Genomic DNA, 14,656 nt, shown 5'->3' on the forward strand with positions numbered 1-14,656 from the left:
ACACTCCGATACATTGTGATGCCAGTACCATATCTCCTCGCTCGTGTCTACCATGAAGTAAACATACTCTTTTGCGCTTCGCGCAACGGCATTTCATCCCTGTGGCAAGACCACAGGGAGTTCATGCCGGGGTCATTAAACAATCCCGCCACCCCGTCAAAACCCGCAGGCATTCCACCTGGAGTAGTCAACTTAGCCGCATGGTCTGCAATAAATTTTTTCCCCGCCTCCATCAGCGCACTCACCTCTTCCCAATTATTATTACCCGCCTTCTCATAATGCGCGCTGCCCGCACCCTCCAATTTCGCCTTCCACACATTCTCCTTAAAACCTTTTTTGATATATCCCTCCAAACTCTGCCACTTAATCAAACACTCATCAGCCGCCTCCTTCAACTCAACCCCCAGCGTCTCACTTGCCTCATCCCGCTGCTGAAAATCCGGCATCGCCTTTGCCGCCAGCACAGCTGCCCGATTGTTTTGTCCCAAGAGAAGTGTGTAAGTTGTATTTTCGTTTGTAAAGTCCGAAACATTTTCCAGATAAGAACCCCAAGTGAGCAAACACACCTGATAAAGTTCCTGCTGCGTACAGCGATATTCCGGTTGCGGGCGTTCAGTTTTTAGTGGCATGTTAATTTTTTTTAATTGTTGTTCATTGTAGAAAACAACTAATGTGCCAAAAAAATTTCCTCCCAAGCTTTTCTCCCTCCCCCCCTTAGGGGAGAGATACAGAGAGAGGGCAAACCTTCAATCGAAACACAACTATTCCACATCAGAACGAAAATTTTTAGGTTCTGAACACCAATATTTACAATTCCAACACCAATATTCCTAATTCCAACGCCAATATTCACAATTCCAACGCCAGTATTCCTAATTCCAAATCCAATATTTATAATTCCAACGACAATATTCACAATCCGCACACCAGTATTCATAATCTGACTGCCCACTCTGCCATTTTACTTGTCCGTTCCGTTCAGAGTTTACCTCTTACATCTGAAATATTCTATTATCTTTGCCCTCCTAAAAACAAAAAATAAAAATAACGCGGAAGAATGGCTTCCGCACAAATTGACAACAATGCCAGTAACCAAAGAACTCAAAAAGGAATTCGCAAAAACGCACGGCAAATCCGACAAAGACAGCGGCTCGTCCGAAGTGCAGATTTCCCTTTTCACGCACCGCATCAATCACCTCACCGAGCACCTTAACCGTTTCAAGCAAGACAAAGCCACGCAGCGCTCTCTTCTTTTGCTCGTAAGCAAGCGCAAGCACCTGCTTGACTACATGAAGCGCACCAATCTTGAAAAGTATCGCGCGCTTTTAAAGACACTTGAAATCAGGAAGTAATACAAGTGGTATAGGGTATAAGGTATATGGGCAATTCCCGAATACCTAATACGCTATGTGTATTTCCCCTATACCTCTATTTCCCTATACCTTATACCTATTTAACCATGATACCAAAAGCAATCAACCACTCCTTCGACCTTGGAGATGGCAGAACAGTAACACTCGAAACCGGAAAACTTGCACGACAAGCCGATGGCTCTGTCGTAGTGAAAATCGGAGACACCATGCTCCTCGCTTCCGTTGTTTCAAACTTAACACCAAAAGAAGACATTGACTTTTTCCCTTTATCTGTTGACTATCAGGAAAAATTTGCGTCCGCAGGAAGAATCCCCGGTGGATTTTTCAAGCGCGAAGCTCGTCCTTCTGATACCGAAATTCTTACCAGCCGATTGGTAGATCGCGTGCTCCGCCCGCTTTTCCCCGATGGATACCGCAATGAAACTCAGGTTTTGATTTATCTTATTTCTGCCGATAGAAATATTATGCCCGATGCGTATGCCGGTCTTGCTGCCTCTACAGCGCTCGCGCTCTCTGATATTCCGTTTAACGGACCCATTTCAGAAGTGCGCGTGGCAAAGATTGACGGCAAACTCGTTATCAATCCTAATATTTCAGAACTGGAAAAAGCAACTCTTAATTTACTTGTTGGTGCAACTTTCAAGGACATTTCCATGGTGGAAGGTGAGATGAAAGAAGTTTCTGAAGCCGATATGCTCGAAGCCATCAAGTTTGCGCACGAAGCCATCAAAAAACAAATTGAGGCGATCAATGAACTTGTAAAGAAAGTCGGAGCAAAACCCAAGCGCGCCATTGTTGCTCCTGCCGAAGATGAAGTATTGAAAGAAGATATTCGCAAAACGACTTATGATAAAATTTATGCAGTTGCTAAATCAGGAAATGCAAACAAGCACGAGCGCAAGAAATTATTCGCAGCAATCTTCGATGAATGTATTAAATCTTCAAAAGTTTTAAAAACTTTTGAAGTCTTATCAGAAAAAGAATTAGACAGAAAAAAGAAACTCGCTAAAAAATATTATCACGCTTTGGAAAATGAAGCATGCCGCAATGTAATTCTCAATGATGGAATCCGTTTGGATGGAAGAAAGACAACTGACATCCGCCAGATAACAAGTGAAGTAGGATATCTCCCTATGACGCACGGTTCGGCATTATTCACCAGAGGAGAAACACAATCGCTCACCACCGTAACGCTCGGAACAAAAATGGATACGCTAACTATTGACGGAGCTGTGATTCAGGCAGAAAGAAATTTTATGCTTCACTACAACTTCCCTCCGTTCTCAACAGGAGAAGTGAAAATGATGCGCGGAACGAGCCGGAGAGAAGTGGGTCATGGAAATCTGGCACAGCGTTCGCTCTTGCAAGTGATGCCTCCTGATAATCCATATACGATTCGTATTGTATCTGATATTCTTGAATCAAATGGTTCGTCTTCTATGGCAACAGTTTGCGCGGGAAGTTTAGCATTGATGGATGCGGGCGTGCAGATTACGAAACCTGTCTCTGGAATCGCGATGGGACTGATCACTGACAATAAAAAGTTTGCTGTGCTTTCAGATATTCTCGGTGATGAAGATCACTTGGGCGATATGGATTTCAAAGTAACAGGAACGAAAGACGGAATCACCGCTACGCAGATGGATTTGAAAGTGGACGGACTTCCTTACGAAGTGATGGCGAAAGCACTCGATCAGGCAAGACAAGGTCGTTTGCACATTCTCGCTGAAATGGAAAAAACATTGTCCAAGCCAAGAGAAGATTATAAAGAGCACGCACCCCGAATTGTTCAGCTTGTTATCGCAAAAGAATTTATTGGAGCTGTGATCGGACCTGGCGGAAAAATAATTCAGGAACTTCAGCGCGAAACAGGAACTACTATCGTGATTGAAGAAAAAGACGGAAAAGGAATGATCGACATTTTCTCTGATAACAAAGAAGGAATTGACAAAGCGGTTGCGAAAATAAAAGGCATCACTTCCGTTCCTGAAGCAGGAGAAATTTACATGGGAACGGTTAAGAGTATAATGCCTTACGGAGCATTTGTAGAGATCATGCCAGGCAAAGAAGGGCTCCTGCATATTTCAGAAGTTGACCACAGGCGTTTGGATACGCTGGATGGAATCCTGAAAGAAGGAGACCAGGTGAAGGTTCAGCTTCTCGAAGTTGACAAGAAAACCGGCAAACTCCGGCTTTCAAGAAAAGCGTTGATTCCAAGACCTGAGCGGAAGGAGCAGCAGGCATAATTAAATTCGTTATTGCGGGGAATCCCGTTTCGGGATGACGAAGCAATCTTTTTGTGAGATTGCTTCGCTTCGCTCGCAATGACGTTTTATATTTTCCTTGCAAATTATTTGCTCATTCCGTTTGTACGCATACATTTGTCCTGTTTTTATGAAACAATATATTGTGTACATTTAAACTCCGATTTCTTCTGCGACCATGCGTCAGCTAAAAATAACCAAGCAAATCACCAACCGCGAAACCGCTTCGCTGGAAAAATATTTGCATGAGATCAGCCGCGAGGGATTAATCACTGCCGAGGAAGAGGTGGAACTTGCAAAAAAAATTCATGCAGGAGATATCGCAGCGCTGGACAAAATGGTTCGGTCAAATCTTCGTTTCGTAGTTTCTGTTTCCAAGCAATATCAGAATCAGGGATTGAGTTTGCCCGACCTTATCAACGAAGGCAATCTCGGTTTGATAAAAGCCGCACAGCGCTTTGACGAAACACGCGGATTCAAATTTATTTCTTACGCAGTGTGGTGGATTCGGCAATCCATTCTTCAGGCACTGGCAGAGCAGGCGAGAATTGTACGGTTGCCGCTTAATAAAATCGGTTCGATTAATAAAGTAAATAAAGTTTTTTCTAAACTCGAACAAAAATTTGAACGCGAACCCACTCACGATGAAATTGCCGAAACACTTGGCGTTCTTCTTGATGATGTGAAAGATTCAGTTCGCAACACAGGCAAGCATATTTCCATGGACGCACCGCTTCTTTCCAGCGAAGATGACGCGGGCAATATGTATGAAGTGCTCACCAGTGAAGACAATCCGAAACCTGACGGCATGTTGCTCAGTGAATCGCTCCGCAAAGAAATTGAGCGCGCGCTCGGAACACTTTCTAACCGTGAAGCAGATGTGCTGCGTTTGTATTTTGGTTTGCATGGCGGACCTGCGCAAACGCTGGAAGAGATTGGAGAAAAATTTGCACTTACCCGCGAACGCGTCAGGCAGATAAAAGAAAAAGCAATTCGCAGGTTAAAACATTCTTCGAGAAGCAAATTACTGAAAGCATACCTTGGTTAAGCATCAAAACCCAAGCTTCAACTCTCAAATAAATTACAAACACTAAATCTCAAACTCCATGTTTTGTATTTGGAAGTTTGAATTTGGAATTTATTTGTGATTTGTATTTTGTTATTTGGAATTTGTTCTCATTTTGTTTTTACCTTTGATTCATGAAACACCTCGTTGCTCCTTCCATTCTTTCAGCCGATTTTGCAAATCTCCAGCGTGATGTAGAGATGCTCAATAAATCAGAAGCAGATTGGTTTCATCTGGATGTAATGGACGGAGTTTTTGTTCCGAATATTTCTTTCGGGTTTCCTGTCATCAAAGCGATCAAAAAACACGCGAAGAAACCGCTGGATGTTCATTTGATGATTATGAATCCTGATAATTATCTGCAGATGTTTAAGGATGCTGGCGCGGATAATCTTTCGGTTCACTATGAAGCATGCACGCATCTTCATAGAACCGTTCACGCAATAAGAGATTTAGGAATGAAAGCAGGAGTGGCAATAAATCCCCACACGCCCGTAAATGTTTTGCAGGATATAATTTCTGAAATTGATTTGGTGTGCATGATGAGTGTAAACCCCGGATTTGGCGGACAAAAATTTATAGAAGCAACTTTTCAGAAAGTAAAATATCTCAAGCAGCTTATCAAAACAAAAAAATCAAAAGCGCTGATTGAAGTGGATGGCGGAGTTGATTTGAAAAATGCTCCTCAATTAATCAAAGACAGTGCGGATGTTTTGGTAGCGGGGAATACGGTGTTTGGTTCGAAGAATCCATTAGATACTATTTCTCAATTAAAAAATGTTAAGTAATCAGGAAACGTAATCTTTCAGGTACTCAAACCTCTCCATCAGTTTTCCATCTTTTGCAATCGTACCTCGTTCAATGAGTTTTGTTTCGTCTTTTACAAGGAGCGAAGGCAAAACTTTTTCAATCAGTTCTTTTCCGAAATCTTCAGAAGCATTGCGCGGAAGTTCGCAGGGAAGATTATCTACCGCCATAACAGTGATTGCATTATTAGCGAACGGCTCAGTAATTGTTTCTGTTTTCAAATCGTAACCGTAAAACGGCTCGGCAATGTTCGATGCTTTTGAAGTTGAAGGAACGGAGCCGTTGATGTCGCAGGCAACATCGGCAATCACACTTATCCCGAATTCGGGTGAACGCATTTCTTCTTTTGAAAAAAGTTTTGGAGCGCGAGGGTCCCAGAAGGAACAATGAATCAGCAGATCGCACCAACGCGTGTATTTCATGAAAGTGGAGCGATACATTTCAGGATATTTGAAAAAATCATTCCAGTTCCATGGCGTGCCGTCCATGCGTTCATTATAGTTAAATGAATCCAACTGTGTGTAAGTAGGTTCGCGGAAAGTATAATGCGTGAATTCATAGGGAGTGATGCGCCTGATGTGAAGCAAGCCGAGTAATTCAATCGCGCCATTTGCCACGCGCCCGTTTCCGGTTACAATTATTTTCAGGTTTGGAAGATTTATTTTTTTTAATTCTTCAATTAATTCATTTTTATCGTGGCACTCCACTGCGCGTTTTGTTTTGAAGAGGTTATATTTTAATCCGTATCCGAGAATTCCGTTATAAGCGCCAACTATTCCGGCATAATGCCCGAAGCCAATCACGCGGTTGAATTCTTCATCGGTCAGGCATTCGTAATCAATCAACTGAATATTATTCTTTAAGATTGTTTTCAGAAGTTCCTGGTTGTGCGGTTGTTTTTTGATGGTATGTGAAAAGAAAAAATATTTTTTGTTCGGAATTAATTCTTTAAGCGGAATTTCTTTTATGCCGAGGATAATATCGCAATCATTCAGATCATTCACCACTTTAATTCCTGCATCGTTGTATTCTTCATCTTTGATAATTCGCACCGGGCTTGACTGAACCACCACTTCTGTTCCCGGAAAATATTCCATGATGAGTTTGCACTGTTCAGGTATGAACGGTACGCGCAAATCCGGTGGAACTTTTCCTTCCCGTATAATTCCAATCTTAGCCACAGATTACACAGATTAACACTGATTTATTTTTTAGTCGGCAAATGTAGATTTTATTTCTTTGTTTTATTGTGTATTGTCTATTGTCTACTTTGTTTTTGTAACTTTACCTAAGTTCTTTGAAGTTTGCATTTCATTCTTAATTTGTTTCATCCAGATATTCATCGGGACAAGTTTATAATTTCTAAACGGGGCCGACAGGTTTTGACAGCGAGGAGGATGAATTTGTAAGCATGCCGTGAGTTGGGAAAGTATCACGTAAATAACAATTCTCAAATTCTAAATGGCGACTATAACTTCGCTATGGCTGCTTAATTGACTAAGTCAATATAAGTGCCTGCTTCCCGGAAAGCTTTTTCTTTTCAGCGTTCCGGATCAAGCATCGCAAATGAAAAGATAGTTGTGAAAAGCTTCGGGTCACAGCGAAACTAAAACCCGTAGGATAATATCCAACGGGTTAAAGAAGCTAAGTTTGAAGTTGGCCGCTGCCTTGCCTGCTTCATTCCGAAAATCAAGAGGTAGCTAAGCGTGTAGAAAGCATTTTTGTCCCTTGTTTGGACGGGAGTTCAAATCTCCCCGGCTCCACTCGGCAGGAAAGCGCATTTTTTTCGGTGTGCTTTCCACCTTTCTTATTTTCAAAAATGTTCCGGTTTTCTTTTCACTCCTATTGCTTCTTCTGATATATTTGTACTACTGCTTTTACTTTTAATAAAGTTTTAAATCAAAAATGTTATTTTACTGGCAATGAATTCCTTTCCTATAGAATATAACGAGCCACTGTTCCGCCCACCCAGCGAAGCCGATTCACTCATCCTGCAGGTAACCTACGGATGCACCTGGAATCATTGCTCTTTTTGCGAAATATACACCACCAAAACATTCTCTGCAAAAAAAGAGGAAGATATACTGCGTGAGATAAGGTCGGTGGCTGCCATTCATCCCGATGTAAGAAAAGTATTTTTGGCTGACGGAAATCCCATGGCGCTTTCGGCAAAACGGCTTCTGAATATCCTTTCTTTTATTAAACAGAACTTTCCAAAGGTGCGCAAGGTATCAACCTACGCTCTGCCCCGCGATATCCTTGCAAAAACAAAAAAAGAATTAAAAGAACTCAAAGAGGCCGGCCTTACCATGGTATATGTAGGCATCGAATCTGGTGATGACGAGGTGCTGCGGATGATGGATAAAGGAGAAACCTTTTCTTCAGTAAAAGAGGGGTTGCTTCTGGCAAAAGAAGCATGTATCAAACTGTCGGTCATTATTCTCGAAGGAGTCGGTGGCATGAAATACAGTGAACAGCATGCACTGAACTCAGCAAAGATTTTAAACGAAATTCAACCGGAATTTGCTTCCGTACTGGTGCTCAGTTTTCCATTCGGGATCGAAAGGTATATCCAGAGGTTTCGGGGCGAATATATTCCTATGGGCATTCCCGCACTGCTGAACGAAATGAAAATATTTATTTCAAATATACATCTCAAAGGCACTATTTTCAGAAGCAACCACGCGTCCAATTATTTAGTTCTTAACGGCATCTTATCGCGCGATAAGGAATTGTTTCTCGAAAAAATAGAATTCGCGCTCAAACATCCTGAATTTTCCGGTCTGCGCCAGGAATGGCAAAGAGGATTGTAAGAATTAAGAATAAAATAAACTTCTTAAAGAGGCGGCAGTTCAATATCATCGCTCACGATGAATGCTCCAGGGAAGTCGCTGAAAATTTCCTGCAAAAGTTTGTACGCTTCAAGTTTCGTTCGGCAATCTCCTACACGGATTTTGAAATAGGGTTGCTGGTAGTCAAGGTAAGCATCCACTTTGTGGTTCTGAGAAATAAATTTTGATTTCACATCCAGTGCTTTTGCTTTCTCAGGTCCGAAGTGAATCTGCACGCGGTAACCCTTCATCTTGCCTTTCTTCGCTTCGTTAATGAGGATATGTTTAAGTACAAGTTCGTTCAAACGCTTATCCTGTATGATATTGCTGTCAACCGAAAGTGTTTTCAACGAATCAGATTGAGAATAAGCATTCAGAAGACTGAAGACTGAAGACAGAAGACAAAACAACCTTTTCATAAAGCAAATGTAATGATTCTCTTTGCTTTGAATAAAAATCAAAAATCACCCCATAATTATAGATACATATTCATTTGCATTTTTCTCATTACTCACTATTTTCTTCTGTTAATAATTCCTCAAAAGCCTCAAAAATTATTATTCCTGATTTGATAATTCTTATACATTTGTCAGGAAATTATCAAAGTAAATTTTGTTTTTTATTGACCAAAATCATTTTATGAATTGTTGTATCCCAAGTGTCAGACATTTTTTCCTAAAATCATTTTCTCTATTCGCTCTGTTTCTTCTTTCTGTAAATTTTGGCTTTGCGCAAGCTGATGGAGGAAAAATATTTAAACAAAATTGTGCAGCCTGCCATCGAATTGATGAGCAAAAACTTGTTGGTCCTGGATTAAAAGATGTTGCATCGCGAGTTCCGCAGCCGGCAGATGAGTGGTTATTCAAATGGATAAAAAATAACATCACACTTCAGAAATCAGGTGATGTTTATTCCAATAAAATAGTTAATGATAATGGCAAACTGCCAATGACAGTATTTGATGGCGTACTCAGCGATGAGGACATCAAAGCGGTTATTGCGTATATAAAAATTCCTCCTGTTGAGAAAAAAGAAACAGCGCAAACCACAGAACCTGAAGCGCAGCAACAAGACCATGGATTCAATACTTTAACGATTCTTCTCATTGTTACGATTGTTCTAATAATTCTTGTAAGAGTTCTTGGTGGTGTGAAGAAAAAACTCCATGCCCTTGTTAATGCTAAGAAAGGATTAGCTCCACCTGTCCCGGTTAGTGCAGTCAAATGGGCATCGGCACATAAACGCTTTCTTGCTTTGATGGGAATTCTCTGCATTGCGTTGATAGCAAGAGCTGCCTATCAGGCGTTAATGGGAATTGGAGTTTATCAAAGTTATAAACCCGTTCAACCAATATTATTTTCTCACAAAACACACGCAGGAAAACTGGCGATTAACTGTGTTTATTGCCATTCAGGAGTTGAGAAAGGAAAAACCGCTGGAGTTCCTTCCGCAAATGTCTGCATGAACTGCCACAAAGCAATTTCTACTGGGCCACTGACCGGTAAAGTGGAGATAGCAAAAATTTATGATGCCGTAGGATGGGATGCTGCAACCATGAAATACGATAAACCCCAGCATCCGATTCAATGGATTCGTGTGCATGCCCTTGCGGATTTTGCTTACTTCAATCACTCACAGCACGTAGTGGTTGGCAAGCAAGCTTGTATTAACTGCCATGGAGATATTGCAACCATTGACGAAGCCCAGCAGATTTCTCCTCTTACAATGGTGTGGTGCATCGAATGCCACCGCAAAACGGAAGTTCCGGGTATGAATTCTAATCCATATTATGCCGACTTGCACGCTAAACTCAAGGAAAAATATAAAGGCGAACCCATTACAGTAGAAAAAATGGGCGGACTGGATTGTATTAAATGTCACTATTGAAAAAATTAAGGATTAAGGATTAAGGATTAAGGATTTTAAAGACATATATATAATGAATAAGGAAGAGTTAAAAAAGAGGACAAAATATTTTTCGATAAGAGTTTTTAAATTTTTGAAAACTCTTCCCGCAGGGAAAGATATGGATATTATATCATATCAACTTTTTAAAGCATCATCATCGGTTGGCGCAAATTATAGAGCAGTTTGTAGAAGTAAATCTTCCGCAGATTTTTTAAATAAACTGAAAGTTGTAGATGAAGAAGCTGATGAAAGTTTGTTTTGGTTAGAATTTATTGATGAATTAGAATTAAAATGCTATAAAAAGGAACTTGAGTATTTAAAGAAAGAAGCAAATGAATTAGTTTCTATTTTTTCATCTTCAATCAAAACATTAAAATCAAAAAATACAAATGGTTCTGAAGTTAAAATCCTTAATCCTTAATCCTCAATCGTAAATCCTTAATCTGTATATGAAGAAGTACTGGCAATCGATAGACCAACTCAATGAAACGCCTGAGTTTCTTGATTCTGCCAAGAATGAATTTGCCGAAGATGTGCCGACAGCGGTACTTGGAAGAAAAAGTGTTCCTGCAGTAAAGGGAGAAGAAAATTCTTCAAATGATTTTTCCCGCAGGGATTTTCTGAAGGTGATGGGCTTCTCCGTGGGTGCTGCCACACTTGCTGCCTGCGAAACTCCTGTGAACAAAACCATTCCTTACCTCATTAAGCCCGAAGAAATTACTCCAGGTATTGCTAACTATTACGCTTCCACTTATTTTGACGGACACGATTACTGCTCCGTGCTTGTAAAAACCCGTGAAGGTCGTCCGATTAAGATTGAGGGAAATAAAAAATCTAAGATCAGTCATGGAGGAACCAGCGCGCGCGTTCAGGCTTCCGTACTTTCTCTTTATGATTCTGAAAGATTGAAAAGCCCTCTTGCCAAAGGAAGTGAAGCTTCATGGAACAACGTGGATAGTGAAATCAGTTCTAAATTATCCGGAGGAAACATTCGCATTCTTTCTTCTACTGTTATTAGTCCTTCTACAAAAAGTGTTATCGCAAATTTCAAAGCGAAATATCCGAATACGAAACATGTAACGTATGACGCTGTTTCTTACTACGCTATTGTTGAAGCAAATGAAAATGTGATGGGAGCGGAAGTAATTCCTTCTTTCAATTTCGATAAGGCGAATGTGATTGTAAGTTTTGGCGCAGATTTTTTAGTGAACTGGCTTTCGCCTGTTGAATACGCATGGCAATATGCGCAGGGAAGAAAACTTAACAATGGCAAGAAAACTTTATCTAAGCACGTTCAGTTTGAAACAACTCTTTCTCTCACAGGAAGCAATGCCGACCTTCGTGTTCCTGTGAAACCTTCTCAAATCGGAACTGCTGTTTTAAATCTTTACAATGCTGTTGCTTCAATGGCAGGAGAACCGACCTATAATTCTACTGGAAAAGTTGCAGAAAAAGAAATTGCTGATTGTGCAAAATGGCTTTGGGCGAACAAAGGAAAATCTTTGGTTGTTTGCGGAGTGAACGATGTAGCGATTCAAACCTTAGTAGGATGGATTAATAAAATTCTTGGCAATTACGGACACACCATCGATATTGAAAATTATTCCAACTGCCATCAGGGCAATGACGGGCAAGTGTCGGATTTAATGGAAGACATGAGGAGCGGAAAAGTGAACACGCTCATCGTTTACAATTCTAATCCTGCATACACACTGCCTGGTTTTGCTGACGCAATGAAAAAAGTCGGATTAAAAATTTCTCTTTCATCTTCAATGGATGAAACCGCTTCTATGTGTGATTATGTTTGTCCGGATCATCACTATCTCGAATCATGGAACGATGCCGAACCGAAGAAAAATCAATTTTCTCTCACTCAGCCAACCATCGCTCCTATATATAAGACACGTTGCGCACAGGAAACGTTGATGATGTGGAGCGGAAACAATTCTGATTATCATTCATTTATTCAGGCGACATGGGAAAAACTTTTGTTCCCTGCTGCATTAGGATTCACAGAACACTGGAATGAATCGCTTCACAACGGTGTTGCTGAAATAATTCCAGTAGTCGGGAGTCAGGAGTTGGGAGTTGAGAGAGGGGATACAGCAGTTAGCGCGGATGAAACTTCAAAAGTTTCTAAAACTTTTGAAGTTATGCCGCTAAGCGATGCTGCAAAAATTATTGCATCAACTCCCAACTCCCAACTCCCAACTCCCAACTCTTTTGAACTTGTTCTTTACGAAAAAACCGGAATCGGAATCGGCAATCAGGCAAACAATCCCTGGCTGCAGGAATTACCTGACCCGATCTCAAAATGCACCTGGGATAATTACATCACGATGAATCCAACTGACATGAAGGATAAATATTCCCTTCTTGAAAGAGGAGATTACAATGGAGATATAGTGGAATTAAGGATTGAGGATTCAGGATTAAGGATTTCAAATCCTAATTCCTTAATCCCTAATCCTAAATCAATTAAAGTTCCTGTTTTCCCTCAGCCGGGACAAGCGCTCGGAACAATTGGTCTCGCGCTCGGCTACGGAAGAACTTCCGCAGGAAAAGTTGCTAATGGAGTTGGAGTGGATGCTTATCAGTTTTTACAATGGAAGAATGGCACGATACAAAATTCAGTTTCCGGAGTGAAAGTGAGCGATGCCACAGGAGAGAAACACGAATTCGCCTGCACACAAACTCACCACACGATGATGGGAAGAGAAACTATCGTAAGAGAAACTAATCTTGAAACATATAACAGCAAGTCGAAAGAAGAATGGAATCCGATGGTGGCTGTTGCGATGCATGACAGTTCAGCAAACTATCACGAAGTGGAAGCGTCAAAAGCAAATCTTTGGGATGCTCATGATAAACCCGGTCATCGCTGGGGACTCGCAATTGATTTGAACTCTTGCATCGGCTGTGGCGCTTGCGTGGTGAGCTGCTCTGCCGAAAATAATGTTCCTGTCGTAGGAAAAACAGAAGTCCGCAATACACGCGAGATGCACTGGATTCGCATTGACCGGTATTATTCTTCCGACATGAGTCAGGAGAAAGGAAAAGAAGAAGGAAAAGGTTTGATAGAATCATTCAGAGAAATGGAAGCGCCTGCCGAAAATCCGAAAGTTGTTTTTCAACCCATCATGTGCCAGCATTGCAACCATGCGCCCTGCGAAACCGTTTGCCCGGTGCTTGCCACCACTCATAGTTCAGAAGGATTGAACCAGATGATTTACAACCGCTGCATCGGAACAAGATATTGCGCCAACAACTGCCCTTATAAAGTAAGGCGCTTCAACTGGTTTCAATATGACAGCCATAAAATGTTTGCCGATGTGAACCCGGCATCCTGGGGAAATGATTTAGGAAGAATGGTTCTCAATCCTGATATTGTTGTTCGCTCACGCGGTGTGATGGAAAAGTGCACCTTCTGCGTTCAACGGATTCAGGAAGGAAAACTCAACGCGAAAAAAGAAGACCGGAAATTAACAGATGGAGATATTCAATCCGCCTGCCAAACCGCCTGCCCAACAAACGCACTGCTGTTTGGCGATTTGAATAATCCTGAAACAGAAATCAGCAAACTCTTTGAAGATGAAAGAAGATACTTGCTTCTGGAAGAAGTGGGCGTTCAGCCCAATGCTTTCTATTTAACAAAAGTGAGAAATGCGTAGAGAAAATTTGTTACTGTTCGGAGTTCAGAGTTCGGTGTTCGGAGTGAGTTCGGTGTTCGGTGTTGCTTTTCTCCATACTCCGAACTCCCGACCCCGAACAGTAACGAAAATTTAAGGAAGATGACAATAATAATGCAAAAAAATGCCTCAATCAAAGCAGAATATGCTTCCAACAAGCCATTAGTTTGGCACACCGGAACTTCCGTTGGAGCAAACCGGGACTTCCGAGCACGTGCCCGGAACTTCAAAGCATGTGCCCGGAACTTCAAAGCACGTGCCCGGAACTTCAAAGCACGTGCCCGGAACTTCAAAGCATGTGCCCGGAACTTCAAAGCACGTGTCCGGAACTTCAAAGCATGTGCCCGGAACTTCAAAGCACGTGCCCGGAACTTCAAAGCACGTGCCTGGAACGAACAAAACATCAAAAAACAAAGAACTTACGCCACCGATAGCTATCGGTGGGGTGTAAATCATAAACTATACATAAAACGGGATAAATTAGTACATTCTACAAGTGGTACAGATAACAAAACCATACAGATTTACGAAAATACAAATTGATACAAATCTGTATGGATTTGTATTTCTGTACATCTTAGGACTTTCGCAAAAAAGTATTTTTAGAAAGAATAGAACACAGATAACACGGATGATACGGATAAGCACAGATAAAATCAGTGAAAATCAGTCAAATCAGTGTTATCCGTGTTCCATTTTTAATTTCTTGCGAAAGTCC

General features: G+C 41.3%; 13 protein-coding genes and 1 other RNA gene. 10 read left to right on the forward strand and 4 right to left on the reverse strand.

The window, feature by feature from the left end:
• Positions 1–47: 47 nt before the first annotated feature.
• Together HY841_03625 and HY841_03630 are read right to left on the reverse strand one after the other, a co-directional pair.
• On the reverse strand, positions 48–629 hold the full coding sequence (locus HY841_03625) for a hypothetical protein (protein ID MBI4929827.1): 582 nt from the start codon (positions 627–629) through the stop codon (positions 48–50).
• A 38-nt stretch (positions 630–667) separates the two neighbouring features.
• Entirely contained in the window at positions 668–952 is a 285-nt protein-coding gene (locus HY841_03630) for a hypothetical protein (protein MBI4929828.1), read from the reverse strand.
• Between the two features lie 130 nt (positions 953–1,082).
• Between HY841_03630 and rpsO the strand changes: the two genes are divergently transcribed.
• From rpsO to HY841_03650, 4 genes are all read left to right on the forward strand, one after another.
• The gene (gene rpsO / locus HY841_03635) at positions 1,083–1,352 is read left to right on the forward strand and encodes a 30S ribosomal protein S15 (protein ID MBI4929829.1); all 270 of its coding nucleotides are present in this window, start codon (positions 1,083–1,085) and stop codon (positions 1,350–1,352) included.
• Positions 1,353–1,459: 107 nt separating this feature from the next.
• A complete protein-coding gene (gene pnp, locus HY841_03640; protein MBI4929830.1) occupies positions 1,460–3,619 on the forward strand; it encodes a polyribonucleotide nucleotidyltransferase in 2,160 nt (719 codons plus the stop codon).
• Between the two features lie 196 nt (positions 3,620–3,815).
• Positions 3,816–4,685: a sigma-70 family RNA polymerase sigma factor gene (locus tag HY841_03645; protein MBI4929831.1), complete on the forward strand. Its 870-nt coding sequence runs from the start codon at positions 3,816–3,818 to the stop codon at positions 4,683–4,685.
• Positions 4,686–4,837: 152 nt separating this feature from the next.
• Positions 4,838–5,491 carry a ribulose-phosphate 3-epimerase gene (locus HY841_03650; protein MBI4929832.1) on the forward strand — a complete coding sequence of 218 codons (654 nt, stop codon included), beginning with the start codon at positions 4,838–4,840 and terminating at the stop codon, positions 5,489–5,491.
• Here the strand turns inward: HY841_03650 and HY841_03655 are convergent, their stop codons facing one another.
• Positions 5,492–6,691: an alanine dehydrogenase gene (locus HY841_03655; protein ID MBI4929833.1), complete on the reverse strand. Its 1,200-nt coding sequence runs from the start codon at positions 6,689–6,691 to the stop codon at positions 5,492–5,494.
• A 187-nt stretch (positions 6,692–6,878) separates the two neighbouring features.
• Between HY841_03655 and ssrA the strand changes: the two genes are divergently transcribed.
• Both ssrA and HY841_03665 read left to right on the forward strand, forming a co-directional pair.
• Positions 6,879–7,276, forward strand: a transfer-messenger RNA (tmRNA) gene (ssrA, locus tag HY841_03660).
• Between the two features lie 156 nt (positions 7,277–7,432).
• The gene (locus tag HY841_03665) at positions 7,433–8,323 is read left to right on the forward strand and encodes a radical SAM protein (GenBank protein ID MBI4929834.1); all 891 of its coding nucleotides are present in this window, start codon (positions 7,433–7,435) and stop codon (positions 8,321–8,323) included.
• Between the two features lie 23 nt (positions 8,324–8,346).
• On the opposite strand, the gene HY841_03670 is transcribed toward HY841_03665, so the two are convergent.
• Positions 8,347–8,760 (reverse strand): SPOR domain-containing protein, encoded by a 414-nt coding sequence (locus HY841_03670; protein MBI4929835.1) that lies wholly within the window; start codon positions 8,758–8,760, stop codon positions 8,347–8,349.
• A 220-nt stretch (positions 8,761–8,980) separates the two neighbouring features.
• On the opposite strand from HY841_03670, the gene HY841_03675 reads away from it, so the two are divergent.
• From HY841_03675 to HY841_03690, 4 genes are all read left to right on the forward strand, one after another.
• Entirely contained in the window at positions 8,981–10,228 is a 1,248-nt protein-coding gene (locus HY841_03675; GenBank protein MBI4929836.1) for a c-type cytochrome, read from the forward strand.
• Positions 10,229–10,280: 52 nt separating this feature from the next.
• Positions 10,281–10,670, forward strand: a complete 390-nt coding sequence (locus HY841_03680; GenBank protein MBI4929837.1) for a four helix bundle protein — start codon at positions 10,281–10,283, stop codon at positions 10,668–10,670.
• A gap of 28 nt (positions 10,671–10,698) precedes the next feature.
• Complete coding sequence (locus HY841_03685; GenBank protein ID MBI4929838.1) at positions 10,699–13,920, forward strand: TAT-variant-translocated molybdopterin oxidoreductase; 3,222 nt, start codon at positions 10,699–10,701, stop codon at positions 13,918–13,920.
• A gap of 205 nt (positions 13,921–14,125) precedes the next feature.
• Positions 14,126–14,389, forward strand: coding sequence for a hypothetical protein (locus HY841_03690; GenBank protein ID MBI4929839.1), 264 nt, complete (start codon positions 14,126–14,128; stop codon positions 14,387–14,389).
• Positions 14,390–14,656: the final 267 nt, after the last annotated feature.

It is taken from the genome of Bacteroidota bacterium, assembly GCA_016213405.1.
GTDB lineage: Bacteria > Bacteroidota > Bacteroidia > Palsa-948 > Palsa-948 > Palsa-948.

Excerpts from the sequence above, each read along its gene's own strand:
- HY841_03645 (MBI4929831.1), top strand. The coding sequence starts at position 3,816 with ATGCGTCAGCTAAAAATAACCAAGCAAATCACCAACCGCGAAACCGCT.
- pnp (MBI4929830.1), top strand. The coding sequence starts at position 1,460 with ATGATACCAAAAGCAATCAACCACTCCTTCGACCTTGGAGATGGCAGA.
- HY841_03675 (MBI4929836.1), top strand. The coding sequence starts at position 8,981 with ATGAATTGTTGTATCCCAAGTGTCAGACATTTTTTCCTAAAATCATTT.
- HY841_03680 (MBI4929837.1), top strand. The coding sequence starts at position 10,281 with ATGAATAAGGAAGAGTTAAAAAAGAGGACAAAATATTTTTCGATAAGA.
- HY841_03625 (MBI4929827.1), bottom strand. The coding sequence starts at position 629 with ATGCCACTAAAAACTGAACGCCCGCAACCGGAATATCGCTGTACGCAG.
- HY841_03685 (MBI4929838.1), top strand. The coding sequence starts at position 10,699 with ATGAAGAAGTACTGGCAATCGATAGACCAACTCAATGAAACGCCTGAG.
- HY841_03650 (MBI4929832.1), top strand. The coding sequence starts at position 4,838 with ATGAAACACCTCGTTGCTCCTTCCATTCTTTCAGCCGATTTTGCAAAT.
- rpsO (MBI4929829.1), top strand. The coding sequence starts at position 1,083 with ATGCCAGTAACCAAAGAACTCAAAAAGGAATTCGCAAAAACGCACGGC.
- HY841_03665 (MBI4929834.1), top strand. The coding sequence starts at position 7,433 with ATGAATTCCTTTCCTATAGAATATAACGAGCCACTGTTCCGCCCACCC.
- HY841_03670 (MBI4929835.1), bottom strand. The coding sequence starts at position 8,760 with ATGAAAAGGTTGTTTTGTCTTCTGTCTTCAGTCTTCAGTCTTCTGAAT.